Source organism: Acinetobacter sp. HY1485, assembly GCF_027568475.1.
Taxonomy (GTDB): domain Bacteria; phylum Pseudomonadota; class Gammaproteobacteria; order Pseudomonadales; family Moraxellaceae; genus Acinetobacter.
On the sequence record NZ_JANKZG010000001.1, the window covers coordinates 297,255 to 322,151 of the forward strand.

The 24,897-nt window shown below is 36.6% G+C and carries 25 protein-coding genes and 1 other RNA gene; 14 read left to right on the top strand and 12 right to left on the bottom strand.

Annotated features, from left to right (window positions below):
- Genes uppS through lpxA form a run of 9 tightly spaced genes read left to right on the top strand, consistent with a single transcriptional unit; the run spans position 1 to position 9,385 of the window.
- Positions 1-744 carry a polyprenyl diphosphate synthase gene (uppS, locus tag PCI70_RS01395; protein WP_269913559.1) on the top strand — a complete coding sequence of 248 codons (744 nt, stop codon included), beginning with the start codon at positions 1-3 and terminating at the stop codon, positions 742-744.
- Positions 745-1,557 carry a phosphatidate cytidylyltransferase gene (locus tag PCI70_RS01400; RefSeq protein WP_269913560.1) on the top strand — a complete coding sequence of 271 codons (813 nt, stop codon included), beginning with the start codon at positions 745-747 and terminating at the stop codon, positions 1,555-1,557.
- Positions 1,558-2,742, top strand: a complete 1,185-nt coding sequence (ispC, locus tag PCI70_RS01405; RefSeq protein WP_269913561.1) for a 1-deoxy-D-xylulose-5-phosphate reductoisomerase — start codon at positions 1,558-1,560, stop codon at positions 2,740-2,742.
- Positions 2,739-4,091 carry an RIP metalloprotease RseP gene (gene rseP, locus PCI70_RS01410; protein ID WP_269913562.1) on the top strand — a complete coding sequence of 451 codons (1,353 nt, stop codon included), beginning with the start codon at positions 2,739-2,741 and terminating at the stop codon, positions 4,089-4,091. Before ispC ends, rseP begins: the two co-directional genes overlap by 4 nt.
- Before the next feature lie 35 nt (positions 4,092-4,126).
- Positions 4,127-6,553: an outer membrane protein assembly factor BamA gene (bamA, locus tag PCI70_RS01415; protein WP_269913563.1), complete on the top strand. Its 2,427-nt coding sequence runs from the start codon at positions 4,127-4,129 to the stop codon at positions 6,551-6,553.
- A gap of 16 nt (positions 6,554-6,569) precedes the next feature.
- On the top strand, positions 6,570-7,052 hold the full coding sequence (locus tag PCI70_RS01420; protein WP_269913564.1) for an OmpH family outer membrane protein: 483 nt from the start codon (positions 6,570-6,572) through the stop codon (positions 7,050-7,052).
- 3 nt (positions 7,053-7,055) lie between these two features.
- Positions 7,056-8,123 (top strand): UDP-3-O-(3-hydroxymyristoyl)glucosamine N-acyltransferase, encoded by a 1,068-nt coding sequence (lpxD, locus tag PCI70_RS01425; protein ID WP_269913565.1) that lies wholly within the window; start codon positions 7,056-7,058, stop codon positions 8,121-8,123.
- 4 nt (positions 8,124-8,127) lie between these two features.
- On the top strand, positions 8,128-8,589 hold the full coding sequence (fabZ, locus tag PCI70_RS01430; RefSeq protein WP_269913566.1) for a 3-hydroxyacyl-ACP dehydratase FabZ: 462 nt from the start codon (positions 8,128-8,130) through the stop codon (positions 8,587-8,589).
- A 7-nt stretch (positions 8,590-8,596) separates the two neighbouring features.
- Positions 8,597-9,385: an acyl-ACP--UDP-N-acetylglucosamine O-acyltransferase gene (lpxA, locus tag PCI70_RS01435; protein ID WP_269913567.1), complete on the top strand. Its 789-nt coding sequence runs from the start codon at positions 8,597-8,599 to the stop codon at positions 9,383-9,385.
- Positions 9,386-9,419: 34 nt separating this feature from the next.
- Here the strand turns inward: lpxA and PCI70_RS01440 are convergent, their stop codons facing one another.
- A complete protein-coding gene (locus PCI70_RS01440; protein WP_269913568.1) occupies positions 9,420-10,286 on the bottom strand; it encodes a YbgF trimerization domain-containing protein in 867 nt (288 codons plus the stop codon).
- Between the two features lie 168 nt (positions 10,287-10,454).
- On the opposite strand from PCI70_RS01440, the gene ffs reads away from it, so the two are divergent.
- An RNA gene (ffs, locus tag PCI70_RS01445) (signal recognition particle sRNA small type) lies at positions 10,455-10,551 on the top strand.
- A 3-nt stretch (positions 10,552-10,554) separates the two neighbouring features.
- Here ffs and PCI70_RS01450 read toward each other — a convergent pair.
- The 4 genes from PCI70_RS01450 to PCI70_RS01465 all read right to left on the bottom strand — a co-directional run bounded on the left by PCI70_RS01450 (position 10,555) and on the right by PCI70_RS01465 (position 12,925).
- Positions 10,555-11,034 (bottom strand): regulatory protein RecX, encoded by a 480-nt coding sequence (locus tag PCI70_RS01450; RefSeq protein WP_269913569.1) that lies wholly within the window; start codon positions 11,032-11,034, stop codon positions 10,555-10,557.
- A gap of 30 nt (positions 11,035-11,064) precedes the next feature.
- Positions 11,065-12,102, bottom strand: a complete 1,038-nt coding sequence (gene recA / locus PCI70_RS01455; RefSeq protein ID WP_269913570.1) for a recombinase RecA — start codon at positions 12,100-12,102, stop codon at positions 11,065-11,067.
- 99 nt (positions 12,103-12,201) lie between these two features.
- On the bottom strand, positions 12,202-12,597 hold the full coding sequence (locus tag PCI70_RS01460) for an RNA-binding S4 domain-containing protein (RefSeq protein ID WP_269913571.1): 396 nt from the start codon (positions 12,595-12,597) through the stop codon (positions 12,202-12,204).
- A gap of 10 nt (positions 12,598-12,607) precedes the next feature.
- Positions 12,608-12,925 (bottom strand): hypothetical protein, encoded by a 318-nt coding sequence (locus PCI70_RS01465; protein WP_269913572.1) that lies wholly within the window; start codon positions 12,923-12,925, stop codon positions 12,608-12,610.
- Positions 12,926-12,985: 60 nt separating this feature from the next.
- Here PCI70_RS01465 and PCI70_RS01470 point away from each other — a divergent pair, with 60 nt between their 5' ends.
- A complete protein-coding gene (locus tag PCI70_RS01470; RefSeq protein WP_269913573.1) occupies positions 12,986-13,819 on the top strand; it encodes a 3'(2'),5'-bisphosphate nucleotidase CysQ family protein in 834 nt (277 codons plus the stop codon).
- A 25-nt stretch (positions 13,820-13,844) separates the two neighbouring features.
- On the opposite strand, the gene rpsT is transcribed toward PCI70_RS01470, so the two are convergent.
- The gene (rpsT, locus tag PCI70_RS01475; RefSeq protein ID WP_269913574.1) at positions 13,845-14,111 is read right to left on the bottom strand and encodes a 30S ribosomal protein S20; all 267 of its coding nucleotides are present in this window, start codon (positions 14,109-14,111) and stop codon (positions 13,845-13,847) included.
- A gap of 289 nt (positions 14,112-14,400) precedes the next feature.
- Here rpsT and mfd point away from each other — a divergent pair, with 289 nt between their 5' ends.
- The 3 genes from mfd to PCI70_RS01490 all read left to right on the top strand — a co-directional run bounded on the left by mfd (position 14,401) and on the right by PCI70_RS01490 (position 20,097).
- Positions 14,401-17,850 carry a transcription-repair coupling factor gene (mfd, locus tag PCI70_RS01480; protein ID WP_269913575.1) on the top strand — a complete coding sequence of 1,150 codons (3,450 nt, stop codon included), beginning with the start codon at positions 14,401-14,403 and terminating at the stop codon, positions 17,848-17,850.
- Positions 17,851-18,205: 355 nt separating this feature from the next.
- Positions 18,206-18,640, top strand: a complete 435-nt coding sequence (locus tag PCI70_RS01485) for an HIT domain-containing protein (RefSeq protein ID WP_269913576.1) — start codon at positions 18,206-18,208, stop codon at positions 18,638-18,640.
- A gap of 14 nt (positions 18,641-18,654) precedes the next feature.
- Positions 18,655-20,097, top strand: coding sequence for an adenylate/guanylate cyclase domain-containing protein (locus PCI70_RS01490; RefSeq protein WP_269913577.1), 1,443 nt, complete (start codon positions 18,655-18,657; stop codon positions 20,095-20,097).
- 11 nt (positions 20,098-20,108) lie between these two features.
- Here the strand turns inward: PCI70_RS01490 and fdx are convergent, their stop codons facing one another.
- The 6 genes from fdx to PCI70_RS01520 form a co-directional block, all read right to left on the bottom strand.
- On the bottom strand, positions 20,109-20,447 hold the full coding sequence (gene fdx, locus PCI70_RS01495; RefSeq protein ID WP_269913578.1) for an ISC system 2Fe-2S type ferredoxin: 339 nt from the start codon (positions 20,445-20,447) through the stop codon (positions 20,109-20,111).
- A 12-nt stretch (positions 20,448-20,459) separates the two neighbouring features.
- Positions 20,460-22,304 carry a Fe-S protein assembly chaperone HscA gene (gene hscA / locus PCI70_RS01500; RefSeq protein ID WP_269913579.1) on the bottom strand — a complete coding sequence of 615 codons (1,845 nt, stop codon included), beginning with the start codon at positions 22,302-22,304 and terminating at the stop codon, positions 20,460-20,462.
- Between the two features lie 19 nt (positions 22,305-22,323).
- A complete protein-coding gene (gene hscB / locus PCI70_RS01505; protein ID WP_269913580.1) occupies positions 22,324-22,836 on the bottom strand; it encodes a Fe-S protein assembly co-chaperone HscB in 513 nt (170 codons plus the stop codon).
- A gap of 79 nt (positions 22,837-22,915) precedes the next feature.
- Positions 22,916-23,236 (bottom strand): iron-sulfur cluster assembly protein IscA, encoded by a 321-nt coding sequence (gene iscA, locus PCI70_RS01510; RefSeq protein ID WP_269913581.1) that lies wholly within the window; start codon positions 23,234-23,236, stop codon positions 22,916-22,918.
- A 19-nt stretch (positions 23,237-23,255) separates the two neighbouring features.
- Positions 23,256-23,642: a Fe-S cluster assembly scaffold IscU gene (iscU, locus tag PCI70_RS01515; RefSeq protein WP_269913582.1), complete on the bottom strand. Its 387-nt coding sequence runs from the start codon at positions 23,640-23,642 to the stop codon at positions 23,256-23,258.
- Positions 23,643-23,679: 37 nt separating this feature from the next.
- The gene (locus tag PCI70_RS01520; protein ID WP_269913583.1) at positions 23,680-24,897 is read right to left on the bottom strand and encodes an IscS subfamily cysteine desulfurase; all 1,218 of its coding nucleotides are present in this window, start codon (positions 24,895-24,897) and stop codon (positions 23,680-23,682) included.

The following is a 24,897-nucleotide window of genomic DNA, read 5'->3' on the forward strand; positions in this document are numbered from 1 at the left end:
ATGACGACTGATTTCAGCGTTCATTTACCTCAGCATGTTGCCATCATTATGGATGGCAACAATCGCTTTGCAAAGAAAAAGCAAATGCAGACAGGCGATGGACACAAAGAAGGTAAAATCACATTAGACCCAATTGTAGAGCATTGTCGCAAAATAGGTGTTAAAGCACTCACTGTATTTGCTTTTTCAAGCGAAAATTGGAAACGTCCTCAAATTGAAGTAGATTTATTGATGTATTTGCTTGAACAAACAATTCATGAGCAAATACCTCGTATGATGAAATTTGAAATTGCATTACGTTTTATTGGGGATTTGGCAAAACTTCCACAGCATTTACAAGAACTGGTTCAATACGCAGAACAAAAAACAGCACATTTCACCCAAATGACGTTAACCATTGCGCTTAGCTATGGTGGTATGTGGGATATTGCAGATAGTGCAAAACGTATTGCACAAGATGTTGTTAATCAAAAATTAGATATAGAACAGATTGATGCAACATTATTTGGACAGTATGTATGTTTAGGGGATTTACCACCTGTTGATCTACTGATTAGAACGGGCGGTGATTATCGAATTTCTAATTTTTTGTTATGGCAATGCGCTTACGCAGAGCTTTATTTTACACCATTACTTTGGCCAGAGTTTACTGTAGAGGAATTACAGAAAGCATTCAACGTGTTTTCAGCACGCGAGCGTCGTTTTGGTAAAACTACTGAACAAATCCAACAAGAGAACGATTAAATGTTTGAGCGTATTAAAACCGCATTGGTTTTAGTGGCTATCGTACTAATTTGTATGTTTGCAACAACATCACATTATCCAATGTATGGCTTAATGGTATTGGCAGGAACAATTGCTGGGTATGAGTGGTCAAAGTTAATGCCACAAAACCAAAGTGTACATGCCTACTTAAATGCAGGATTAATGTGTGTTGTTACAGTAATTGCCTTGTACTATTCAGATGTATCTTTATTATTTTGGGCAGCTTCTATATTAGTATGGGGGTTTAGCGTATTTTGGACCAAAAATTTTCCTGAATATGATGGGTGGTACAATAAAGCCTTATATTTAATTGGTGTGGTTTTAATTGCTGCGGCAGTCACGGCAATTTTCTCTGTATGGTCAGTTTCACCTTGGTGGTTAATGTATTTATTTGTACTTGTATGGGGTGCAGATAGTGGTGCGTATTTTGTTGGACGTAAGTTCGGACGGCGTAAAATGGCACCAAGTGTCAGTCCAAATAAATCCATTGAAGGTTTATTTGGTGGCTTAATATTAACATCGCTCATTATTGTAGGCGTACAAAGTTATTATTTACATTTAACTTTAATCCAGCATGTTTTATTTTTTGTATTGTCCTTTATTACGGTTTTAGGTTCAGTACAAGGTGATTTATTTGAGTCTATGATCAAACGTCGTGCAGGGGTAAAAGATTCTGGTAGCATTTTACCAGGTCACGGTGGTGTGTTAGATCGTATAGATTCTTTATTGGCAGCAGCCCCAATTTTTGCGACGGGCATATATTTATTAAAATTAATTGGTGTAGATTTATAAATGTCTCAATCTGTTTGTATATTGGGTGCGACTGGCTCTATTGGCGAAAGTACGTTAAAAGTTTTGCAACAACATCCAGAACAATATTCAGTGTTTGCTGTAACAGCTTATAGCCGTATTCAAAAACTCGTAGAAATATGTAAACAGGTTAAACCAAAAATCGCTGTCGTTCCTGCATGTTATCAAGATGAGCTCGCTATTTTATTAAAACAACACCAACTTGATGTGGAAATTTTAACAGATGACGTAGGCTTACAAACTGTAGCACGCCATCCTGATGTTGATATTGTAATGGCTGCTATTGTAGGGGCGGCGGGACTTTTACCTACACTTTCAGCTGTGAAAGCAGGTAAACGTGTTTTACTTGCTAATAAAGAAGCACTAGTTATGTCTGGTGACTTAATGATGCAAGCTGCACGAGAGCATAAAGCATTATTATTACCTGTCGATTCAGAACATAATGCTATTTTTCAGTGTTTACCGGAGCAGTATTTAAATTTAGATAAAACAGGTAAACCACAACTTGGTGTATCGCAAATTTTATTGACAGCATCGGGTGGTCCATTTTTAAATACACAAAATTTAGATGCAGTGACGCCTGCACAGGCATGTAAACATCCAAATTGGTCTATGGGGCAAAAAATTTCTGTTGATTCTGCAACTTTAATGAATAAAGGACTAGAACTAATAGAAGCATGTCATTTGTTTTCAATTTCAGAACATTTTGTTACAGTTGTTATTCACCCACAAAGTATCATTCACTCTATGGTTCAATATATAGATGGTTCGACTTTGGCACAAATGGGTAACCCTGATATGTGTACGCCAATTGCACATGCGCTTGCTTGGCCACAGCGTATTCATGCGCCTGTATCTGCACTTGATCTATTTAAAAATAATCAGCTTAATTTTGAAGCGCCCGATTTAAAGCGTTTTCCTGCACTACAATTAGCGAGAGATGCAATGAAAACAGGGGGGACAGCACCTGCTATTTTAAATGCAGCTAATGAAATTGCGGTAGAAGCATTTTTAAATCAAAAAATAAAATTTACGCATATTCCGACTGTGGTAGAACATACTTTAAATAAACTTGAGCATAGTGTTGCGTCTGATTTAGAGATTATTTTACAAGCAGATCAACAAGCTCGACATATTGCACACCAATATGTAGGGGAAATTGCTTGAATATTTTATTTATGATTTTAGCCGCAATTTGCTTACTAGGACCATTAATTGCAATACATGAATTTGGACATTATTGGGTAGCACGTGCAGTAGGTGTAAAAGTCCTAACTTACTCTATTGGGTTTGGGCCAAGAATTCTGAGTTGGACATCAAAAAAAACAGGCATTGAATATCGCCTAGCGGCATTACCTTTAGGCGGTTATGTAAAAATGCTAGACGAGCGTGAAGGAAATGTTAAATCTGACGAATTACATCAGGCGTTTAACAGACAATCTGTTTGGAAGCGTATCGCAATCGTTGCGGCAGGTCCTATAATTAATTTATTATTTGCAGTGTTGTTGTTTTGGATCTTGTTTTTGCCTAAGCAAGAGGAATTAAGCACAGTTGTTGGTAAAGTATTTGATCATACCCCCGCGATGCAAGCTGGCTTAAAAGAAGATGATAAAATTATTAGTATTGATGGCAAGCCAACTTCAACTTGGGAAACACTTAATTTTGCCTTAGTTGAACGTGCAGGAGAAACTGGACATATTAATATTCAGGCAGAACACAACGGACAATTAAAGCAATATAGTTTGTCTATAAAAAACTTCCTTAAAGATCAAAATCAATCCGCGTTAGAACAGCTAGGTTTTGTACCTTATCGACCAAAAATAGAACCTATTGTTTCTGTACTAAGTCCAGATGGTGCTGCAATTCGTCAAGGGATGCAAGTAGGCGATAAAGTTATAAAAATTAACAGTATACAAACACATGATTGGTTTGATGTTGTAGATATTGTGCAACGGTCTCCTGAAAAATTACTTAAAGTAGAAGTATTACGTGGTCAAAATATAATTATTCTAGATGTAATGCCTCAGGGTAAGTCTGATGGTATGGGACATACTACTGGAATGCTAGGTGTCCAAAGCAATACCAAATTTATAATACCTGATCAATACAAACAAACGATTCAGTACACACCCGTGCAAGCACTAGAAAAAGCGTTGACCAAAACAACAGATGTTTCTAGTATGATTTTGGGTTCTATGACTAAAATGGTCAAAGGGCTGATTGGTTTAGAAAACTTGTCTGGTCCTGTAACTATTGCTAAGGTTGCAGGGCAAAGTGCTGCGTTAGGTTGGCAAACATTTTTTTCGTTTATGGCTTTAATGAGCATTAGTTTAGGTATTTTAAATCTTTTACCTATTCCAATGCTTGATGGTGGTCATTTATTTTATTATTTTATTGAAGCGATTAGAGGAAAGCCAGTTTCTGAAAAGATTCAGATGATTGGATTTAAAATCGGGATGGTATTGCTAGGTAGCATGATGTTCCTTGCTTTATTTAATGATTTTATGCGTCTATAACAGGATTAATATTCAACTTAGTGGAAAGAATAGGCATGCGTCATACACATATTTTTATGCCTTTGGCACTTGTAAGTGCGATGGCAGCAGTACAACAAGTCTATGCGGCAGATGATTTTATCGCACGTGACATTCAGTTTGATGGTTTAGTGCGTTTAACTCCTGCAAATGTTGCAAGCATGTTGCCAATTAAAACAGGTGACCGTGTCAATGAAATGAGCTTGAATAATGCCATTCATATTTTATATGACACAGGTTTATTTGATGATATTCAAGCTTCAGAACAAGAAAATGGAACGTTAATTTTTAAAGTTGCAGAGCGTCCTGTTATTTCAAAAGTTGAATTCAAGGGCAATAAACTCATTCCAAAAGAAGCTTTACAAGAAGGTCTCAAAAAAATGGGACTTGCTGAAGGTGAAGTTCTAAAGCAAGCAACATTACAAAATATTGAAACAGAGCTTGAGCAACAATATATTCAACAAGGTCGTTATACGGCTGATGTTAAAATTGAAACAACACCACGCCCTAATAACCGTGCTGATGTAACAATTAATTTTGTAGAAGGTAAAGCTGCAAAAGTCATTGATATTAATGTAGTTGGAAATAAAGTTTTTAGTGATAGTGACATTAAACAAGCATTCGCATTAAAAGAAAAAAAATGGTACTCTATTTTATCAAGTAGCGATAAGTTTGCTAAAGAACGTATGGCTGCAAGTTTAGATGCAGTGCGTGCACTTTATTTAGACAATGGCTATGCAAACTTCGCAATTAATTCTTCAGACCTAAATATCAGTAAAGATAAACAAAAAGTTATTATTAACTTATCTATAAGTGAAGGTGAGCAATTTAAAGTAGGTACGACTAAATTTTTAGGCGATACTCTCTTTAAACCAGAAGAGTTGACGTCTGTACAAGTTTACAAAGAAGGCGAAATTTATTCGCAGGCAAAAATTGATGCAGTAAAAAATCTACTTTTACGTAAGTATGGTAATGCAGGTTATTATTTTGCCGAAGTAAATGCTGTACCACAGATTGATAACGATAATAAAGTTGTAAACGTGGTTTATTATATTAATCCGGGACAACAAGTTACGATTCGTCGTATTAATTTTACAGGTAATACAAAAACAGCAGACGAAGTATTGCGTCGTGAAATGCGTCAAATGGAAGGTGCTTTAGCAAGTAACGAAAAAATTGAACTTTCTAAAGTACGCTTACAACGCACAGGTTACTTTAAAAATATTACCATTAAACCTGTTCGTATTGCTAACTCATCTGATGCGATGGATTTAGATGTAAATGTTGAAGAGCAACATTCAGGTAGCAGTACATTAGCTGTAGGTTACTCACAAAGTGGTGGTATTACATACCAAGCGGGAATTAACCAATCAAACTTCTTAGGTACAGGTAACAGTATTGGGTTTGATTTTACACGTTCATCGTATTCAACCTACTATAACTTATCTGTAACAGATCCATATTTTACTATTGATGGTATTAGTGCAGGTTATAATGTTTATTACCGTGAAACAAAACCCTATAGCGATTATCATGTAAGCGACTACTACTCTAAAGCATTAGGGGCAAGTACAAGTCTTTCCTATCCAATTGATGAGAATCAAAGTATTAGTGGATCTATAGGTATAGAACAAAATAAAATCACCACAGATGCATATGGGTCTGTAGCTTACGGTGGTTATCTAATGAACCACGATGGTAAGCAGAGCTCTGATGATGGTGTACCAATTTATTCTGGAACATATTTAAATTATTTAGCTAATTTAGGTTGGTCTTTTAATACGTTAAACCAACCCTTGTTTCCAACATCAGGTCAACTGCATTCAGTAAACTTAGAAATTGCAACACCAGGAAGTGATGCAGATTATCAAAAACTAACATACAGTGGGCAGTTGTTTTTCCCAATTGGTAAAGGTTTTGGGTTGCATGGGTATGGTAAGTTAGGTTATGGACATGATTTACCATTTTGGAAAAATTTCTATGCAGGTGGTTGGGGGTCTGTACGTGGTTACGAAGATAATACTTTAGGGCCACGCTATCCGGGGCAATACTATAGTACTAATCAAACTTCAGATTCTAACAAAGATGCAGTAGGTGGTAATGCGCTTGTTCAGTTTGGTGCTGAGCTAATTTTACCTGTACCTTCTAAAGGGGATTGGGCACGTAACTTACGCCCTACATTGTTTGTAGAGGGTGGGCAAGTATATGACACAGAGTGCAAAAATATTTCAGACTTCTACGATGGCACTACATTAGTAAATGGTAAATCTTACTGTAAGCAGAACAACGAGTTTGATTTGAGTAACCTGCGTTATAGTGCAGGTGTTGGGTTAACGTGGAACACGATGATCGGACCTTTATCAATCAGTTATGCTTATCCATTAAATAAAAAGTCTAATGATGAAACCCAAGCATTCCAATTCCAAATTGGTCGTACTTTCTAAAAAGGATATAAACGTAATGAAAAAATTATTAGTTGCAAGTGTATTGGCAGCAATCGGAACGATAGCATCGGCAGCAAATTACGGTATTGTAGACATGCAACGCGTTGTTGAAAGTAGTACATATTTAAAACAGCAAAATGCAACACTACAACAAACAGTAAAGCCAAACGCAACACGCGCGGAGCAGCTGCAAAGTGAATTACAAGCATTGCAAGAAAAAGCCGCTAATGCAAAACCAAATGAAGTACAACAGCTAAAGACACAGTATGAAGCTAAAGTGCGTGAAATGAACATGTTAGAACAAACTGTACAACAAAAAGTACAGCAAACTTCTCAACTTACAAGTCAAAATTTTACCACTCGTGTACAGCAAGCTGCTGATCAATTACGCAAAGAGAATAATCTTGACCTTGTTTTAAACAAAAATGCTGTACTTGCATATGACAACACAAGTGATTTAACTGATAAAATGATTCAAAAGGTGAATGCAACTAAGTAATCTATGAATCAACAACCACAAAAGTTACAAACGCTAGCTCATCTTGTAAAAGGTGAGTTAGTGGGTCAATCAGACTTTATTGTGCATGGTCTAGCTAGTTTAGAACATGCAACAAATCGTCAAATTTCTTTTGTAAATGGTCAAAAATATATTGATCAAGCAGAAGCATCTCAAGCAGGGGTTCTTATTATAACGAAAGAATTACAACCTCTACTAAAACAAAAAAACTTTATCATTGTAGAAAATCCCTATTTGGCTTTTTCGATACTTACACATATTTTTGAGCTTAAAAAAACTCAAACAGGAATTGAAAGTACTGCAAAAATTCATCCTTCTGCCATAATTTCAGAAAGCGCCTACATTGGGCACTATACAGTAATAGAAGAAAATGCAGTTGTTGGTGATCATACATACATTGCGGCGCATGTAAAAATTGATCAAGGCGTTGAAATTGGTCAACAATGTTTTATCGACTCAAATACTGTGATTACAGGTTTTACAAAAATTCAAAACGAAGTACGTATTCATGCAAATACGGTGGTAGGTGGTGAGGGTTTTGGCTTCGCACCTTATCAAGGACAATGGCATCGAATAGCACAATTAGGATCTGTTAAAATAGGCAATAAGGTCAGAATTGGATCGAACTGTAGTATTGACCGTGGTGCATTAGATGACACAATTATAGAAGATGGGGTTATTATTGATAATCTTATACAGATTGCACATAACGTAAAAATTGGTGCAAACACTGCAATTGCAGCTAAATCGGGCATAGCGGGTAGTACAATAATTGGAAAAAATTGTATTTTAGCTGGTGGCTGTGGTGTTGCTGGGCATCTGAAGATTACAGATAATGTTACATTGACAGGTATGACAATGATAACAAAAAGTATTACAAAACCAGGAACTTATTCTTCAGGTACTGGCTTCTTAGAAAATAGACATTGGCATAAAACTGTAGTTCGTTTAAAACAATTAGCAGATGTGCCATTGACTAAGTTGAGTGAACGCTTAGATCATATACAAACTCAGATTGAGTCAATTGAATCAACATTAAAAACGCGTAAATAGTACTATGACTGAATTAAAAACTCCTGAATTACCAATGCATATCCAGCAAATTCGCGAATATTTACCACATCGCTATCCATTTTTATTGGTAGACCGTGTAACAAATATTGCAGATAACCAAATCGTTGGCTATAAAAATGTATCTATGAATGAAGAGTTCTTACAAGGACATTTTCCAGAATATCCAATTATGCCAGGTGTTTTAATTATTGAAGCCCTTGCTCAAATCTCTGGCATTTTAAGTTTTGTGATGAATGGTGTTAAACCAGAACCAGGTTCACTCTTTTTATTTGCTGGTGCAGAAAAAGTGCGTTTTAAAAAGCAAGTTGTACCAGGTGATCAATTAGAGTTGAAATCTGAATTGGTTATGCAAAAGCGCGGTATTTATAAATATAGTTGTACAGCATCAGTAGATGGAATTGTAGCAACTACAGCTGAAATTATTATTTCTCATCAAAAAGTATAGAGTAGGCATGAGTAATATAAACAATATTCATCCCACTGCCATTATTGACGAGTCTGCTGTAATTGCAGCAGATGTGACAATTGGTCCATATTGTATTATTGGTCCAAATGTAGAAATTGGTAGGGGTACTAAATTACATGCACATGTAGTCGTTGCAGGATATACACGTATTGGAAAAAATAACGAGATTTTCCAATTTGCAAGTATTGGTGAAATTTGCCAAGACTTAAAGTATAAGGGTGAAGAAACTTGGTTGGAAATTGGGGATAATAATATTATCCGTGAACATTCAAGTTTACACCGTGGTACGGTACAAGATGAAGGCATTACACGCATTGGAAACCATAATTTATTAATGGTGAATACGCATATTGCTCATGATTGCCAAGTAGGTAGTCATAATGTGTTTGCAAATAATGTGGGTGTTGCAGGTCATGTACATATTGGTGATTATGTTATTATAGGTGGTAATTCAGGTATTCATCAATTTTGTAAAATTGACTCGTATAGTATGATTGGTGGTGCATCACTTATTTTAAAAGATGTTCCTGCTTATGTTATGGCATCTGGTAACCCAGCGCATGCATTTGGCTTGAATGTCGAAGGTATGAAACGTAAAGGCTGGTCAAAAGAAGTAATTTTAGCATTACGTCAATCATTTAAATTGGTTTATAAAGATGGTTTAACAACCAAAGAAGCGCTTGAACGTATTCGAGAAGAGGTTTTACCCAAAGCCTCTGAAGTACAACTCTTTATAGATTCTATCGAACAATCAAAACGTGGTATTGTCCGATAAATAGAAGAAGCTAAACAGTTAATGTTTAGCTTTTTTATTTTAAATATCCTGCTTCTTGTGATTTAGGATAGTTTTTTAAGAGTTGCTGTTTGTATAAGTTTGCTGAAACAGTATTTTGATCTACATCTTTTTCTATACTGTACAGTTGGTATAAAGCATGAGGTGCTTTAGCCGATTGAGGGAAATGCTTTACAACAATTTCATAGTTCTTTTTTGCTTCATTATAATCTGCGGGTGTAATCGCTAAATTAAATTCTGCTAACCAAAAATGTGCATTACCAATGTAAGGGCTTTGAGGATAATTTTGTATAAATCGTTTCATCGGTTTAATTGCCTGCTCAGCTCCACCTTGTTTATAAGCATCTAATGCAACGGTATAAGCATCTTTTTCTGAAAGCGGTTTCTTTTCGTTTGCTGTTACTTTAGCATTACCTGCATTACCTGCATTACCTGCATTACCTGCATTACCTGCATTACCTGCATTACCTGCATTACCTGCATTACCTGCATTACCTGCATTACCTGCATTACCTGCATTACCTGCATTACCTGCATTACCTGCATCTGCTTCATTGATATTTTCTGAGTTTTCTTCAGGTTTTTGTTCTAAAAGTTGTAAGCGTTGGTCTAAATCTGTGTAGTGGTTTTCTAATTCTTTTTTGAGTTGGTCAATCTGTTGATCGTGTTCTTCTAACGTACCACGTAGTTTTCTTATATCTTCTTCTAATTTTTCATTTTTTTGCATTAAATCCCAATTTAAATTAGTTGGAGCTGTAGGGGTAGCAGTTGTAATTACTTGAGAAGAATTTTCACTTAAATTAACATTTTCAATAGGTGCTGCATGTGTAGTTGTAAAGATAAAAGCAAGTAAACCAAGGGTATTATATTTTAAAAATTGCATAGAGTTATCCGAATGTGCGGCATTACAGGTTGATTTTATTCTATAAGCGTCAGTTGTTTTTTACAAATTGTAAAAGTTCGATTAAGTGTTGCATTAATAGCCAAATAACTTAAGTTTATCTTGCAAAGAAAAACAAAATCTTTATACTTGGCGTTGTAATGATGATCCTGCTGGTTATCTCGCAATTGTACTTTGTGAACCCCGCCAGGACCGGAAGGTAGCAACGGTAGCAAAACTATGATGTGCCGAGTTTTTGCTAGTAGGGTCATCACCATTCTAATTCTTCTAAATTAACTACTTTCATAATAATATCTAAATCAAAACCTCTATATTGTAAAAATCTCACTTGTTTAGCCTTGAGTTTTGGATCTTTAGTCGCTTCCACACCAAATTTTTTAATTTTTAACTTATAGGCTTCTTCAAGCCAATTGGTTTGATTAAGCTCATCAGCCACATAGTCAAGATTAATAGATTTCTGTTGTAAAGTTTGTCTAATACGTTGTGGTCCCTTACCTTTACGAATTTGGCTTCTTACAACCATTTCAGCTACACGTTCATCACTCTGATAATTATATTCAGCTAATTGCTCAACAAGTTCAATGACTTCGTTTCGATCAATTGCATATAAACAAAGTTTTTCAATAAGCTCTGCTTTTGAATACTCACGTTTTGTAAGTACGGCATAGGCGTATGAGCGAAGTTTTGACCCCGTAAGCGTAGGGATAATATCTTTAGGTTTTTTCATCATAGTAAAAAACGCCCCGTAGGGCGTTCTCATTTAATTTTCAACAAACTCAGCTGGTTCACTTTCAGTTTCTTCAATAATGACAGGTGTAAGTAGTTTTTCACGAATAAGCTTTTCTACCTCTTGGGCAATCTCAGAATGTTCTTCTAAATGGCGAATCACATTATTTTTACCTTGCCCAATTTTATTACCTTGATAAGAATACCAAGCTCCTGCTTTATTAATAATTTTCTCTTGAACTGCTAGATCAATTACTTCGCCTAAATGGTTGACACCTTTACCGTATAAAATTTGGAAAAGTGCTTCTCTAAAAGGAGGCGCCATTTTGTTTTTCACAACTTTAATTTTGGTCTCAGAACCAATAATTTCATCAGCTTCTTTGACTTGTCCAATACGACGAATATCTAGACGTACAGATGCATAAAACTTAAGTGCATTACCACCTGTTGTGGTTTCGGGGCTACCAAACATAACACCAATTTTCATACGAATTTGGTTAATGAAAATGACCATACAGTTAGAGCGTTTTGCATTACCTGTAATTTTACGTAAAGCTTGGCTCATTAAACGTGCATGCAGACCCATATGTGAGTCACCCATTTCGCCTTCAATCTCTGCACGTGGGGTAAGGGCTGCAACAGAATCGACAACAATTAAATCTACCGCACCAGAGCGCACCAGCATGTCTGCAACTTCAAGTGCCTGCTCACCGTTATCAGGTTGTGAAACGAGTAAGTTATCAATATCTACGCCGAGCTTACGTGCATACTGTGGGTCTAGCGCATGTTCAGCATCGATAAAGGCACATGTACCGCCAGCTTTTTGGCATTCTGCAATGGCTTGTAATGTCATGGTTGTTTTACCTGATGATTCAGGACCATAAATTTCGACAATACGTCCTTTGGGTAAACCACCAATACCTAAAGCTAAATCAAGCGTTAAAGAACCTGTTGAGATTGCTTCGACTGCTTGAACGGTATTCTCGCCTAAGCGCATTACTGTGTTTTTACCAAATTGTTTTTCAATTTGGCTTAAAGCAGCACTTAGAGCTTTACTTTTATTCTCATCCATTTAACAACCTCAAATGTTCATGTTTTATGGTGCTTATATTGACAGATTTACTTGAGTTTCTCTAGCCTATTTTGAACCAATGCGACAGTTTGTGTCGCACTAAATATCATCACTATATGTCCAATTATCTTGTTTAAATTTATGAATTTGGCGTCTATCTTTTTTACTTGGACGATAGTCTGGTTTTGCTAGATTATGAAGTTTACGCTCAGATGCCATAAGCTCTCGTTTTGCAATACTTTCAGTTGTTTCTTCATATAAGGTTTGAGCAATAGGAGCTGCCCCACGTTGTGCACTCAAAGCTAACACAGTGACAGTTTTTTTATCAAACCCTTGCTGTATAGTAAATTGCATTCCGATACGCACTTCTTTAGATACTTTTACTCGATCATTATGATGGTGGACTTTACCGCCTTCTATAGCTGCTTTAGCAAGTGAGCGAGTTTTAAAAAAGCGGGCAACCCATAACCATTTATCGATACGTTGTGTTTCCATATTACTCCTTTTATTTACTTGCGAGTTCAAGGCAAGTGGTTGCATATTTTTCGGCAAAATTTTGGCTAAGAAGTTGTTTATCTTTTTGCTGAATAGGTTGTTTATAGGCAGCAACAATAATATCGTTATGTAATTTTTGTACATCAGCATTTTTTTGCTGATAAACGGGTGTTAAGGCTTTACTGATTGGTACACCATCTTGACGAGATAGCATAACCTTTTCTGCTAAATCATAAATTTTAGAGCAAATTTTCATTTTTTCTTGAATATTTGATGGTGCAGCAAACACAGAAGTTGGAATCAAAAGAAGAAAGATTAGTTTTTTCATTTTCTATTTTACTTAAATTGCGTTTATATTAATTTAACAGAAAGCGATGAAAAATTAACTATGTTTAGCCCAGTTTTTAAACCAAATGATGATTTTATTGTCCAAATTCAAAAATTATTAGAACAGGCATCTCTTATAGCTTTACAGCATTATCAAACATACAAAATAGGAGCAAATTTTAATATTTATGAAAAATCAGATTTATCACCTGTGACACAAGCGGACTTAGCGATAAATAAATTTCTTTTAAAAGAACTTCAAAAATTAACGCCTTCTATTCCGATTATTTCTGAAGAAGAAGATAATCAACAACGGCAAGATTGGAAAAAATGTTGGTTATTGGATCCTTTAGATGGTACGAAAGAATTTTTGGCGAAGCGTGATCAATTTACAATTAATTTAAGTTTAATTGAAAAAGGAAAAACTATTTTTTCAGCGATTATGATTCCTGTAGAACAGACATTATACATTGGATATCAACAGCAAAAACCATTTAAATATAACGATGGGCAGTGGTTTGAGTTTGATGAATTAAAGCAAAACGAGAAATTGCATATTGGCATTAGCTACCGTAGTGTAAAAGATCAGTATGACAAATTTATTCAAAATTTAAATGAGCCCGTAGAACTGATCAAAGCAGGCAGTGCTTATAAATTTTGTTTGATGTTAGAAGGAAAAATTGATATTTATCCGAGGTTTCATCCAACCAGTGAGTGGGATACGAGCGCGGGTCAAGGGTTGCTTGAAAGTATTGGAGGGGGCTTAGTCAGCTTACAAAACGAACCTTTTATATATAATCAAAGAGATACATTGCTTAATGCAGGGTTTATTGCATATTGTTCAGAAATCCAAAGAACAATTGCATTTAACGCTTTACATAAAAAAAGCCTCTAAAAAGAGGCTTTTTTCATACTACAAATTATTTAGCTAATGCTTTAACTTGAGTATTTAAACGGCTCTTATGACGAGCAGCTTTGTTTTTGTGGATGATGCCTTTATCAGCCATACGGTCGATTACAGGTACAGCTTTGTTGTAAGCTTCTGTAGCAACAGCATGATCACCAGCAGCAATCGCACTTAAAGTACGTTTGATGTAAGTACGAACCATAGAACGCAAGCTTGCGTTATGTTGACGCGCTTTAACGTTTTGACGCGCACGTTTTTTTGCCTGAGCAGAGTTTGCCACTCTTGCACTCCTTGAATTAGATTGGTCTGGGCGGGCTGAAAACTACTTAATTCGTTTTAACCAGCCCGTAAACAAGTGCGATATTTTGATGAAACATCGCGTTGAAGTCAACCCTTATCAGGGTTTGAACGTGTTGAGATGCTAAAAAAAGTATAGAAGATTTAAATAAAAAAGCAATACGCATCATTTAATCAAAATTGTAGTGGTTAGTATTTATGCTAAATCTGATGTGATTCAAAAGGGAGCATGGTACTATCTAGCGATAGTCTTTAAATTAAATCTTGTATTTATGTTTGAAAAACAGATTCAAGCCCTTGCGCTTAAACAGCTTAAAAATAACGAAAAACGTTGGGTAGGTGGACTAGTCGGTTCGGCAGGGTCACTTTTTTTTAAAGAAATTGCTCAAAATACTTCACAGCTTTTAGTGATGGTGGCAAAAAATAATCAACATTTAGCACAATTAGAAAGTGAACTCAGTTTTTATGGTATAGAGCCTACCGTTTTTCCAGATTGGGAAATTTTACCTTACGATCGTTTGTCACCCCATCAAGATATTATTTCTGAGCGTTTGGCAATTTTATCGAATATGCCAACTCAAGGCGTATTATTAGTGACAGCAAATACGCTCATGCAACGTGTTGCGCCTTATAGTTGGGTAAAAGGGGCACATTTTGACATTCAAGTTGGGCAAAAATTTGATTTAGAACAACAAAAAAGACAACTGATTCAAGCGGGCTATCATCTTGTTGATACAGTTTATGACCATGGTGAGTTTGCGGTACGTGGTAGCATCATGGATGTGTATGCATCAGGGCAAGAAGCACCTATCCGTATAGATTTGTTTGATGATGAGATTGATACGCTTAAGTTTTTTGATCCTGAAACACAGCGTACAACACAAAACCTTGATGCGTTTAAAGTATTACCTGCCAAAGAGTTTCCGTTAAAAGAGGGACGGTCTACATTTAGAGATCGTTATGCTGAGCAGTTTCCACGTGCAAATCCTAAAAAAAACCCAATTTATCAAGATGTACTTGAGGGTATTTCGTCATCGGGGATTGAGTTTTATTTCCCGCTTTTTTTTACTGCACAAGAGATGACACAAAGTTGTCTTACGGCTTATTTGCCTGTTGATACGATGATTGTCAGTCATACAGCGTTAGAAGACACTTTGATGCAGTCTTGGCAAGAGGTGCAAACGCGTTATGAGGATCGTCGGCATAATGTAGATCAACCTATTTTGTCACCTGATCATTTATTTCTACAACCGCAAGATACGCTTGGACAACTAAATACATTTAAACGTATTGTTGTGTCTGAAGAGAGTTTTGACGATCGAGCAGGGGTTGTAAACTTACCTACACAGATACCACAAAAATTTCCTGTTGATGCAAAGCTAGATGAACCATTTGCCAAATTAGAGCAATATATTAAACAAGCTCAGCAAGCTGTATTGTTGGTGGCAGAAAGTGCAGGACGTAGAGAAACGCTTAAAGATGCATTGCGTAAAAGTTTAGGGGATATTCCTCAAGTTACTTCTTTTAAAGAGTTTATCAGCTCTAAAAAGAAATTAGCGATTACAAGTGCCCCTTTAGATCGTGGTTTAGAGATTACTGATCAACTTTCGGTAATTTCTGAAAATCAGTTATATGAACACCGAGTTGTGCAACGTCGCAAAAAACGTCAGCAGGAAATTTCTGAAGAGTTTTTGGTTAGAAGCTTAACTGAACTGAGTATTGGTGCACCTGTGGTACATATTGATCAGGGGGTTGGGCGTTATGCAGGTTTAATGACGCTGACCATTGATGATCAAGAACATGAGTTTTTACAACTCAATTATGCTGATGATGCGAAAGTCTATGTACCTGTTTCTAACTTACATTTGATTAGCCGTTATAGTGGTGGTGACCCTAATCTAGCTCCACTTCACAAATTAGGTACGGAAGCGTGGAGCAAAGCCAAGCGTAAAGCCTTAGAGCAAATACATGATGTAGCAGCCGAGCTTTTACATATTCAAGCACGCCGTCAGTCTAAACCAGGATTTGCGTTTGAAATTGATCAAGAGGCGTATCGTCATTTTGCGAATAGTTTTGCTTATGAAGAAACACTAGACCAAGCCAATGCCATTGAAGCCACATTGTATGATATGCAACAAGCACGTCCAATGGATCGCTTGGTCTGTGGTGATGTTGGTTTTGGTAAAACTGAGGTGGCGATGCGTGCGGCATTTGTTGCTGTGCAAAATAGCAAACAAGTGGCAGTGCTTGTACCAACAACATTACTTGCCCAACAACATTATGAGTCGTTTAAAGACCGTTTTGCCGATACTGCAGTACGTGTGGAAGTCTTGTCACGTTTTGGTTCGAATAAAGCCCATCAACGTGTAATAGAAGATTTAGCTGATGGTAAAGTTGATATTGTAATTGGTACACATAAAATCTTACAAGAAAATGTGCAGTTCAAAGATTTAGGTTTAATGGTTGTCGATGAAGAACACCGTTTTGGTGTGCGTGATAAAGAGCGTATTAAGGCGTTGCGTGCCGATGTAGATATGCTGACCCTTACAGCAACGCCAATTCCTCGTACACTCAATATGTCGTTTAGTGGGATGCGTGATTTATCTATTATCGCGACGCCGCCTGCACGTCGTTTAGCGGTTAAAACATTTGTGCAAGAACAAACAGATGCCACCGTAAAAGAAGCAATTTTACGTGAGTTATTACGTGGTGGTCAGGTCTATATTTTACACAATGAAGTGGATAGCATTGAACGTACTGCTGAAAATATTCGTCATTTAGTGCCAGAGGCGCGTGTTGCTGTGGCACATGGGCAGATGCGCGAAAAAGAGCTTGAGCACATCATGCAACAGTTCTATCACAAAGAGTTTAATGTATTGGTGTGTTCTACTATTGTAGAAACAGGGATTGATGTGCCTAATGCCAATACCATTATTATGGAACGTGCCGATAAGTTAGGTTTAGCACAGTTACATCAGCTTCGTGGGCGTGTGGGACGTTCGCACCATCAAGCATATGCTTATTTGCTTGTACCATCCATTAAAGGGTTGAAAGGTGATGCAGAGAAGCGTTTAGATGCCATTCAGCGTGCATCTAACTTAGGTGCAGGGTTTATGCTTGCTACTGAAGATTTAGAGATCCGTGGAGCAGGTGACTTGTTAGGTGAAAAACAAAGTGGTTCTATGCAAGCCATTGGTTATAGCCTATATATGGAAATGCTTGAAAAAGCCACTAAAGCGGTTCAAAAAGGTAAAACACCAAATTTTGATGCGCCGTTGAGTCTTACTGCAGAAATTAACTTACATATGCCTGCACTCATTCCTGATGATTACTTAGGTGATGTGCATCAACGGTTGATGTTTTATAAACGAATTAGCAGTACAGATGCACAAGATAAACTCAATAATATCAAAATGGAACTCATTGATCGTTTTGGCTTATTACCGATGCCTGTTAAACAATTGTTTAGCATTCATCAGATCCGTTTAATGGCAGAGCATTTGGGTATTACCAAGATTGATATTAATACTCAGGGCGGTTATATAGATTTTTCACCTGAAACAACGGTTGAAGCAATGACCATTATTCAGATGATGCAAAAGCAACCCAATCATTACCGTATGGAAGGGGGGCAACGTCTTAAAGTAATGGTTCAGCTTGAAGAATACGATAAGCGTATTGAATTTGTGCAACAACTGTTGAAACAAATAGGTATAAACTGATAGGAAGGCTAAGACCACATAAGTGCAAAAATTTGTACTTATGTTGGTTGATTATGTTACATAGATGATGAAATTTCTAAAGAGTTTGAACCATGCTTTAAAAGCAAAGATTTATATTTTACGGCTGTATCATATGAAAAAATAGCAATAGCACAAAGATATTCAATATTGCATTTATAGAAGTTTAAAATGGGCTCGGCAAAAGATTTAGAATGTTGAAATAGGATTAGTGTTTGATTATACGCAAGTGACTATTGAACATTGATAAGAATAGCAGGAGGCTATATCAAAGATATTCATTGTAATATGGATATGATAGTATTGATGAACACTTATTTTGACGATTAATAAAGATATGTTTAGTCTACATCCACAATTAGCCAAAGATACTTTTTTTGTTGGTGACTTTCCTTTATCAACGTGTCGTTTAATGAATGATATGCAGTTTCCGTGGTTGATTTTAATTCCACGTGTACCAGGCGTTACAGAATTATACGAATTAAGCCAAGCAGACCAAGAACAATTTTTACGCGAATCAAGCTGGCTATCAAGTCAACTTTCTCGGGTTTTTCGTGCTGATAAAATGAATGTTGCTGCGTTAGGTAATGTGGTGCCACAGTTACATTTTCATCATGTTGTACGCTATCAAAATGATATGGCTTGGCCAAAACCTGTTTGGGGTAACGAAGCTGTACCCTACAACAACGAAGTTTTAGCACATATGCGCCAAACGTTAATGCTTGCTTTACGTGGACAGGGTGATATGCCATTTGATTGGAGAATGGACTAATTTAGGTTCATAAAATGTCTTTGGGACGTTTTTTCGTAGAAAGCCTTTATCGTTTTACAGCATATTTTATACTGTGTTTAGGGGTACTTCTTTATTATTTTGCCGTACCCTTTGAGATAGAGCATGCAATTGTACCAATTTATGCCATCGTTGCATTTTTGGTATCAATTCGACTTTACTACACAATTAAAAAAAAATTTAACAAATACTATGCTACTCAAGTTTTATTTATTCTAGATGCAATTGTTGCAGGTGTCGCATTATCTGCAGTGCATTGTAGTATTGAATTTTCTGCATTAATTGTATTAAGTTTAAGCTATTTAAAATATGCATCTAAAATTTTATTTACTGTTTCAAGCTTAGCATTTGTTGCTGGCATTTTAGTTATTTATTTAAATGCCATTTTCTTTTTTGGGTTTGAGAATTATTTTGCAGTTGGTGAACTTAAATTTGTTGTTTATAGCTTTGTTTGTTTTATGCTATGTGCAGCTTTAAGTGTATTTTTATTAAAAAAGCGAATCACTGATTTAGAAACTACAAAAACGTATTATCAAGAACAAATGAATCGTTATGTTCAATTTTCAAACCAATTAAGTTTATATGCGCCAAGGCAACTTTGGCAAGCAATTATGAGTGGGGAAACCCAAGCTAAAATTGAATATAAGCGAAAAAAGATGACCGTTTTCTTTTCAGATATTCAAGGATTTACTGAACTTGCAGAAAAACTTATTCCCGATGATTTAGCTTTTGTATTAAATGACTATTTAAGTCATATGACCGAAATTGCAAAAAAGCATGAAGCTACCTTAGATAAATTTATTGGTGATGGGATTTTAATGTTCTTTGGTGATCCATATTCACATGGAACGGATGAGGATGCTAAACGCTGTGTTGCAATGGCAATTAGTATGCGTCAACAAATGCATATTTTACGTGAACGTTGGAAAAAGATGGGTTTTCCTGAGTTACATATTCGCATGGGAATCAGTACGGGATATTGTCACGTGGGGAACTATGGGTCTGATTACCGTATGTCTTATACACTTATTGGTCATGATGTAAATTTAGCAGCAAGATTACAGGCGGCAGCAAATGTAGATGAAATTTTAATTGCTGATTCCACATATCAACGTATTAACAATGATTTTATTTGTTTACCTAAAAAGAAATTAAGCTTAAAAGGGGTACGCGAGCCGATTCAAACATGGCAGGTAATTGGTCGTTATACTGGTTTAGAGAGTGATATTCAACAGTGGTTTGATTATGAGTATAAAGGTTTTCATCTATTATTAAATTTAAAAGAAGTACAACATTTTGAATATGAGCGTTTAGTTAAAATTCTAGAAAAGACGATTCAACGTTTAAAACTTCAACAAAGTATTACAACAGAAGATGGAGTGGCAAAATTAGGATTGGAAGATGAAGTTATTGAAATTACTCCTAAGAAAGAATCCTAGGAGTAATATTTTCAGTGATTTTCAGATGCATGATTAATTGTATATTTTGGAATTTCAACTTCTAAGTCTTCATCCTCTACAATTACTTGACAAGATAAGCGCGAATCAGGTTCTAAGCCCCAAGCACGATCAAGTAAATCAGCTTCTACATCATTCATTTCTTCTAAACTGTCAAAACCTTTTCGAACAACTAAATGACAGGTTGTACATGCGCATGACATATCACAAGCATGTTCAATTTTAATCCCATTTTTAAGTAGGCTTGCGCATAAATTTGTGTTTTTCTCTACCTCAAATTCAGCACCTTCTGGACAAATTTGGGCATGAGGAAGAACTTTAATACGTGGCATAAGAATTACCTATTATTTAGACCAATCATCTAGTTTAGTGCCTTTTAAGGCTTGGTCAATGTGTTGATTCATACGTAATGCTGCAAAAGCATCACTATATTTTTTGAGCTGTTGCGATGCTTTTTCAATGGCATCTAAGTCAGTATGTTTTAGACTTTCTGAAAGAAGTTGTGTTGCCGATTCAAGCTTATCTTGCTGTACTTGTGTAAGAAGGTTGGCATCTGCAATTAACGCTTGTGTAAGTGCTTCAATTTCGCGTTGCGCTTCTACTTTTGCTTCTTGTAATGCACGAAGGTGCTTATCTTCTTCGGCAAATTCAAAGCCTTCTACTAATAGACGTTCCATATCCTGATCAGATAGACCGTAAGAAGGTTTGATATCAATATGAGCATTTACACCAGAAGTAAGCTCTTTTGCAGAAACAGATAAAAGACCATCTGCATTAACTTGAAACGTTACCTCAATTTTTGCTTGTCCAGCAGTCATAGGTGGAATACCGCGCAAAATAAAACGTCCTAAAGAACGGCAATGCTCCACCAAATCACGCTCACCTTGTACAACATGAATCAACATGGCAGTTTGTCCATCTTGATAAGTTGTAAATTCTTGGCGGCGAGCTACAGGAATAGCAGTATTACGTGAAATTAAACGTTCTACTAATCCACCCATGGTTTCTAAACCCAATGACAGTGGTGTGACATCGAGCAAAAGTGCATCTTCTTGTGCATTACCAACCAATTGGTTTGCTGTGATTGCTGCTCCAATCGCTACGACTTCATCAGGATTAATGGTACATAATGGGGTTTGATTAAAAAATTGTGCTACGACTTTTTGTACAGCGTAAGAGCGAGTAGAGCCACCCACCAAAACTACATTTTGGATATCGTTTAAATCAAGTTTTGCATCTCTTAAAACACGTTGACATACTTGAAGTGTTTTATCTAGTGCAATTTTAATGATTTGTTCAAACGAATTGCGGTCTAAAATTAAAGTTTGCTGTAAGATCGTGATTTCAACGCTTGTTTGTTCAGAAAGCTGTTCTTTAGCTTGACGTGCTGCCATGAGGGCATGTGCATACTGAGCATTATCTAACGTATCAATATTAAGCTGTTTTTTTGCCCATTTAACAATTAAACGGTCTAAGTCATCACCACCAAGTGCTGTATGTCCACCTGTTGCTAAAACCTCAAAGACACCTTGAGTAAATCGCAATATCGAAACATCAAATGTTCCACCGCCAAGGTCGTAAATGACATAGTTTTGATCATGTGTAAGTTGTTTATCTAGTCCATATGCAACCGCTGCTGCAGTGGGTTCATTTAATAAACGTAGAACATTTAAACCTGCTAATTGCGCTGCATCACGTGTTGCTTGGCGCTGTGACTCATCAAAGTAGGCAGGTACAGTAATTACAGCACCATTAATAGGATGTTGGATACTTTGTTCGGCACGTACTTTTAAGCTTTTTAAAATGTCGGATGAAATTTCAACTGGTGTTTTTTGACCAAGTACCGTTTGAAAACTCGGCATTTGATGATCATGCCCAGATAAAACATAAGGATGTTGAAATTTAATATCTGTTTTGGCGCGCCCCATAAAGCGCTTTACAGAAACAATTGTATTTTGTGGTTCAGTTGTTAGATATTCTTTTGCTTGATATCCAACTGTTGGCTTTTGACCATAGTGAACAATAGAAGGCAACAATACACGCCCTTGATCATCTTGCAAGACTTGAGCTTGTCCAGAACGAACAGTAGCAACAAGGGAATGCGTTGTTCCTAAATCAATGCCAATAGCTGTACGGTGTTGATGGGGATCACGCGATTGTCCTGGTTCTGCAATTTGCAAAAGCGCCATGTCGTATCCTTATTAAAAATTAAAATTCGTCGTCTAAATCAAAATTATCATCAAATAAACGATCTTCAGCTTGATCAATATCATTTAAAACCCGTTGGTAAAATTTAAGTTTACGAACGATATCGCGTGCCTCATGCCATTGCTGTTGATTGTATTGATTTTTAAATGTTTCAACCAATTGTTGAGTTGATGAGTGAATTTGATCTTTCAGTATTTTGAGCTCAGAGGCTGTTTGAGCTTCTTCAATTGCTTCGCGAAGCTCTAGTGCATCTTGAAGAAAATCAAGATCATGAATAGACTGTTCCAAGTCTTGATCTTGTTGTACTAAGGTAAGTAAGTAAGCTGCACGACTATCAAGTATATTTAATGTTTTATATGCTTGATTAATTTCACTTGAGCGAATAAGCGCTTCTTCTTTATTTGCAGATTTATCAGGATGATATTGTTGCTGGCATTTCAGAAAATTTGCTTTTAATTGCGTTTGGTCTATATCTAAAGAAACAGGAAGTTCAAATAGCTCAAAATAGTTCATTTTATTTTTCCAACAGTAAATGTTAATAAAACAGTGAAAATCACTGTTTTATTAAGCGTAAAAGACAAATGTTTAGGGATCAAATCGTAAACGATTCGCCACATCCACATTCACCTTTTTTATTTGGATTGTTGAACTCGAAGCCTTCATTTAGCCCATTTTTTACATAGTCCATTTCTAAACCGTTGAGATAAACTAAACTCTTAGGATCTACAAAGATTTTAACGCCACGTTGCTCAAATAATTGGTCATGTTCGTCAACTTCGTCTACAAACTCAAGTACATAAGCTAAGCCAGAACAGCCAGAAGTTTTCACCCCAATGCGAATACCTTCACCCTTACCGCGATTTTGAATGTAATTGCTAATATGAGTGGCAGCATTTTCTGTTAAATTGATCATGAAAACTCCTTATATACCGTTATACGTTCGTTTTTTTATTACGATAGTCGTCAATTGCCGCTTTAATTGCATCTTCAGCAAGTACAGAACAGTGTACTTTTACTGGAGGTAATGCAAGTTCAGTTGCAATATCAATGTTTTTGATTGCTTGTGCCTCGTCAAGTGTTTTACCTTTAAGCCATTCTGTAACTAATGAACTTGAAGCAATTGCAGAGCCGCAGCCATACGTTTTAAAGCGTGCTTCTTCAATAATACCTTCAGGGTTTACTTGAATTTGTAAACGCATCACATCGCCACAAGCAGGTGCACCCACCATACCTGTACCTACGTTTTCTGAGTTTTTGTCTAATACACCAACGTTACGAGGGTTTTCGTAATGGTCAATTACTTTATCGCTATAAGCCATGATTTTACTCCAAACCTAGGGTTTAACCTGGGTGTTATTAGTGTTCTGCCCATTCAACAGTAGAAAGGTCAATACCGTCTTGGTACATATCCCAAAGTGGTGAAAGTGCACGAAGCTTTTCTACCGCAGTTTTGGTAATTGCAATCACATGATCAATTTCTTCTTCAGTTGTATATTTACCAAAGCTAAAACGAATTGAACTGTGTGCAAGTTCATCAGATAAACCAAGCGCACGTAGGACGTATGATGGTTCAAGCGTTGCCGATGTACATGCAGAACCACTTGATACAGCAACATCTTTGAGCGACATCATTAAAGACTCGCCTTCAACAAAGTTAAAGCTTACATTTAAATAGTTCGCTACACTTTGTGTTTCGTGACCATTTAAAAATATTTGCTCTAAACCTTGTAAGCCATTCCAAAGTTTATCACGCAATATGCGTAAACGTTGTTGTTCTGCAACTAAGTTTTTACCTGCAAGTTCAAATGCTTCACCCATACCTACAATTTGATGGGTTGCAAGTGTACCTGAACGCATACCACGTTCGTGTCCACCGCCATGAATTTGAGCTTTTAAACGAGTACGTGGGCTACGGCGAACATAAAGTGCACCGATCCCTTTAGGACCATATGCTTTATGACCTGAGAAACTCATCAGATCAATTTTCATTGTGCTAAGATCAATTTCTACTTTACCTGCAGCTTGAGCGGCATCTACATGGAAAAAAGTTTTGTTCGCACGTGTAAGTTCGCCAATAGCAGCAACGTCAGTGACAGTACCAATCTCGTTATTCACCATCATTAGTGAAACTAAAATCGTATCTGGGCGTAATGCTTTAGCTACCATTTCAGGTGTAATTAAACCTGTTTGTGGTTCTGGCTCAAGGTAAGTAATTTCAAAACCTTGATCTTCTAATTCACGGCAAGGGTCTAAGACTGCTTTATGCTCAATTTTACTGGTAATAATGTGTTTACCTTTTGAGCCATAAAACTGTGCAATTCCTTTAAGTGCAAGGTTATCAGATTCTGTTGCACCCGATGTCCATACAATTTCGCGTGGATCTGCTTTAATCAGGTTAGCCACTTGCTCACGTGCATATTCTACTTTTTCTTCTGCTTGCCAACCGTATGCGTGAGAGCGTGACGCAGGGTTACCAAAAGTACCATCAAAGGTTAAGCATTCCATCATGCGTTCAGCAACCTGAGGATCCACAGGTGTGGTTGCTGCATAGTCAAGATAAATCGGACGTTTCAT

Excerpts from the sequence above, each read along its gene's own strand:
- lpxA (WP_269913567.1), top strand. The coding sequence starts at position 8,597 with ATGAGTAATATAAACAATATTCATCCCACTGCCATTATTGACGAGTCT.
- PCI70_RS01460 (WP_269913571.1), bottom strand. The coding sequence starts at position 12,597 with ATGGAAACACAACGTATCGATAAATGGTTATGGGTTGCCCGCTTTTTT.
- mfd (WP_269913575.1), top strand. The coding sequence starts at position 14,401 with ATGTTTGAAAAACAGATTCAAGCCCTTGCGCTTAAACAGCTTAAAAAT.
- fabZ (WP_269913566.1), top strand. The coding sequence starts at position 8,128 with ATGACTGAATTAAAAACTCCTGAATTACCAATGCATATCCAGCAAATT.
- PCI70_RS01520 (WP_269913583.1), bottom strand. The coding sequence starts at position 24,897 with ATGAAACGTCCGATTTATCTTGACTATGCAGCAACCACACCTGTGGAT.
- iscA (WP_269913581.1), bottom strand. The coding sequence starts at position 23,236 with ATGATCAATTTAACAGAAAATGCTGCCACTCATATTAGCAATTACATT.
- PCI70_RS01420 (WP_269913564.1), top strand. The coding sequence starts at position 6,570 with ATGAAAAAATTATTAGTTGCAAGTGTATTGGCAGCAATCGGAACGATA.
- hscA (WP_269913579.1), bottom strand. The coding sequence starts at position 22,304 with ATGGCGCTTTTGCAAATTGCAGAACCAGGACAATCGCGTGATCCCCAT.
- PCI70_RS01490 (WP_269913577.1), top strand. The coding sequence starts at position 18,655 with ATGTCTTTGGGACGTTTTTTCGTAGAAAGCCTTTATCGTTTTACAGCA.
- fdx (WP_269913578.1), bottom strand. The coding sequence starts at position 20,447 with ATGCCACGTATTAAAGTTCTTCCTCATGCCCAAATTTGTCCAGAAGGT.
- PCI70_RS01485 (WP_269913576.1), top strand. The coding sequence starts at position 18,206 with ATGTTTAGTCTACATCCACAATTAGCCAAAGATACTTTTTTTGTTGGT.
- PCI70_RS01470 (WP_269913573.1), top strand. The coding sequence starts at position 12,986 with ATGTTTAGCCCAGTTTTTAAACCAAATGATGATTTTATTGTCCAAATT.
- lpxD (WP_269913565.1), top strand. The coding sequence starts at position 7,056 with ATGAATCAACAACCACAAAAGTTACAAACGCTAGCTCATCTTGTAAAA.
- recA (WP_269913570.1), bottom strand. The coding sequence starts at position 12,102 with ATGGATGAGAATAAAAGTAAAGCTCTAAGTGCTGCTTTAAGCCAAATT.
- PCI70_RS01465 (WP_269913572.1), bottom strand. The coding sequence starts at position 12,925 with ATGAAAAAACTAATCTTTCTTCTTTTGATTCCAACTTCTGTGTTTGCT.
- iscU (WP_269913582.1), bottom strand. The coding sequence starts at position 23,642 with ATGGCTTATAGCGATAAAGTAATTGACCATTACGAAAACCCTCGTAAC.
- PCI70_RS01400 (WP_269913560.1), top strand. The coding sequence starts at position 745 with ATGTTTGAGCGTATTAAAACCGCATTGGTTTTAGTGGCTATCGTACTA.
- PCI70_RS01450 (WP_269913569.1), bottom strand. The coding sequence starts at position 11,034 with ATGATGAAAAAACCTAAAGATATTATCCCTACGCTTACGGGGTCAAAA.
- bamA (WP_269913563.1), top strand. The coding sequence starts at position 4,127 with ATGCGTCATACACATATTTTTATGCCTTTGGCACTTGTAAGTGCGATG.
- hscB (WP_269913580.1), bottom strand. The coding sequence starts at position 22,836 with ATGAACTATTTTGAGCTATTTGAACTTCCTGTTTCTTTAGATATAGAC.
- ispC (WP_269913561.1), top strand. The coding sequence starts at position 1,558 with ATGTCTCAATCTGTTTGTATATTGGGTGCGACTGGCTCTATTGGCGAA.
- uppS (WP_269913559.1), top strand. The coding sequence starts at position 1 with ATGACGACTGATTTCAGCGTTCATTTACCTCAGCATGTTGCCATCATT.
- PCI70_RS01440 (WP_269913568.1), bottom strand. The coding sequence starts at position 10,286 with ATGCAATTTTTAAAATATAATACCCTTGGTTTACTTGCTTTTATCTTT.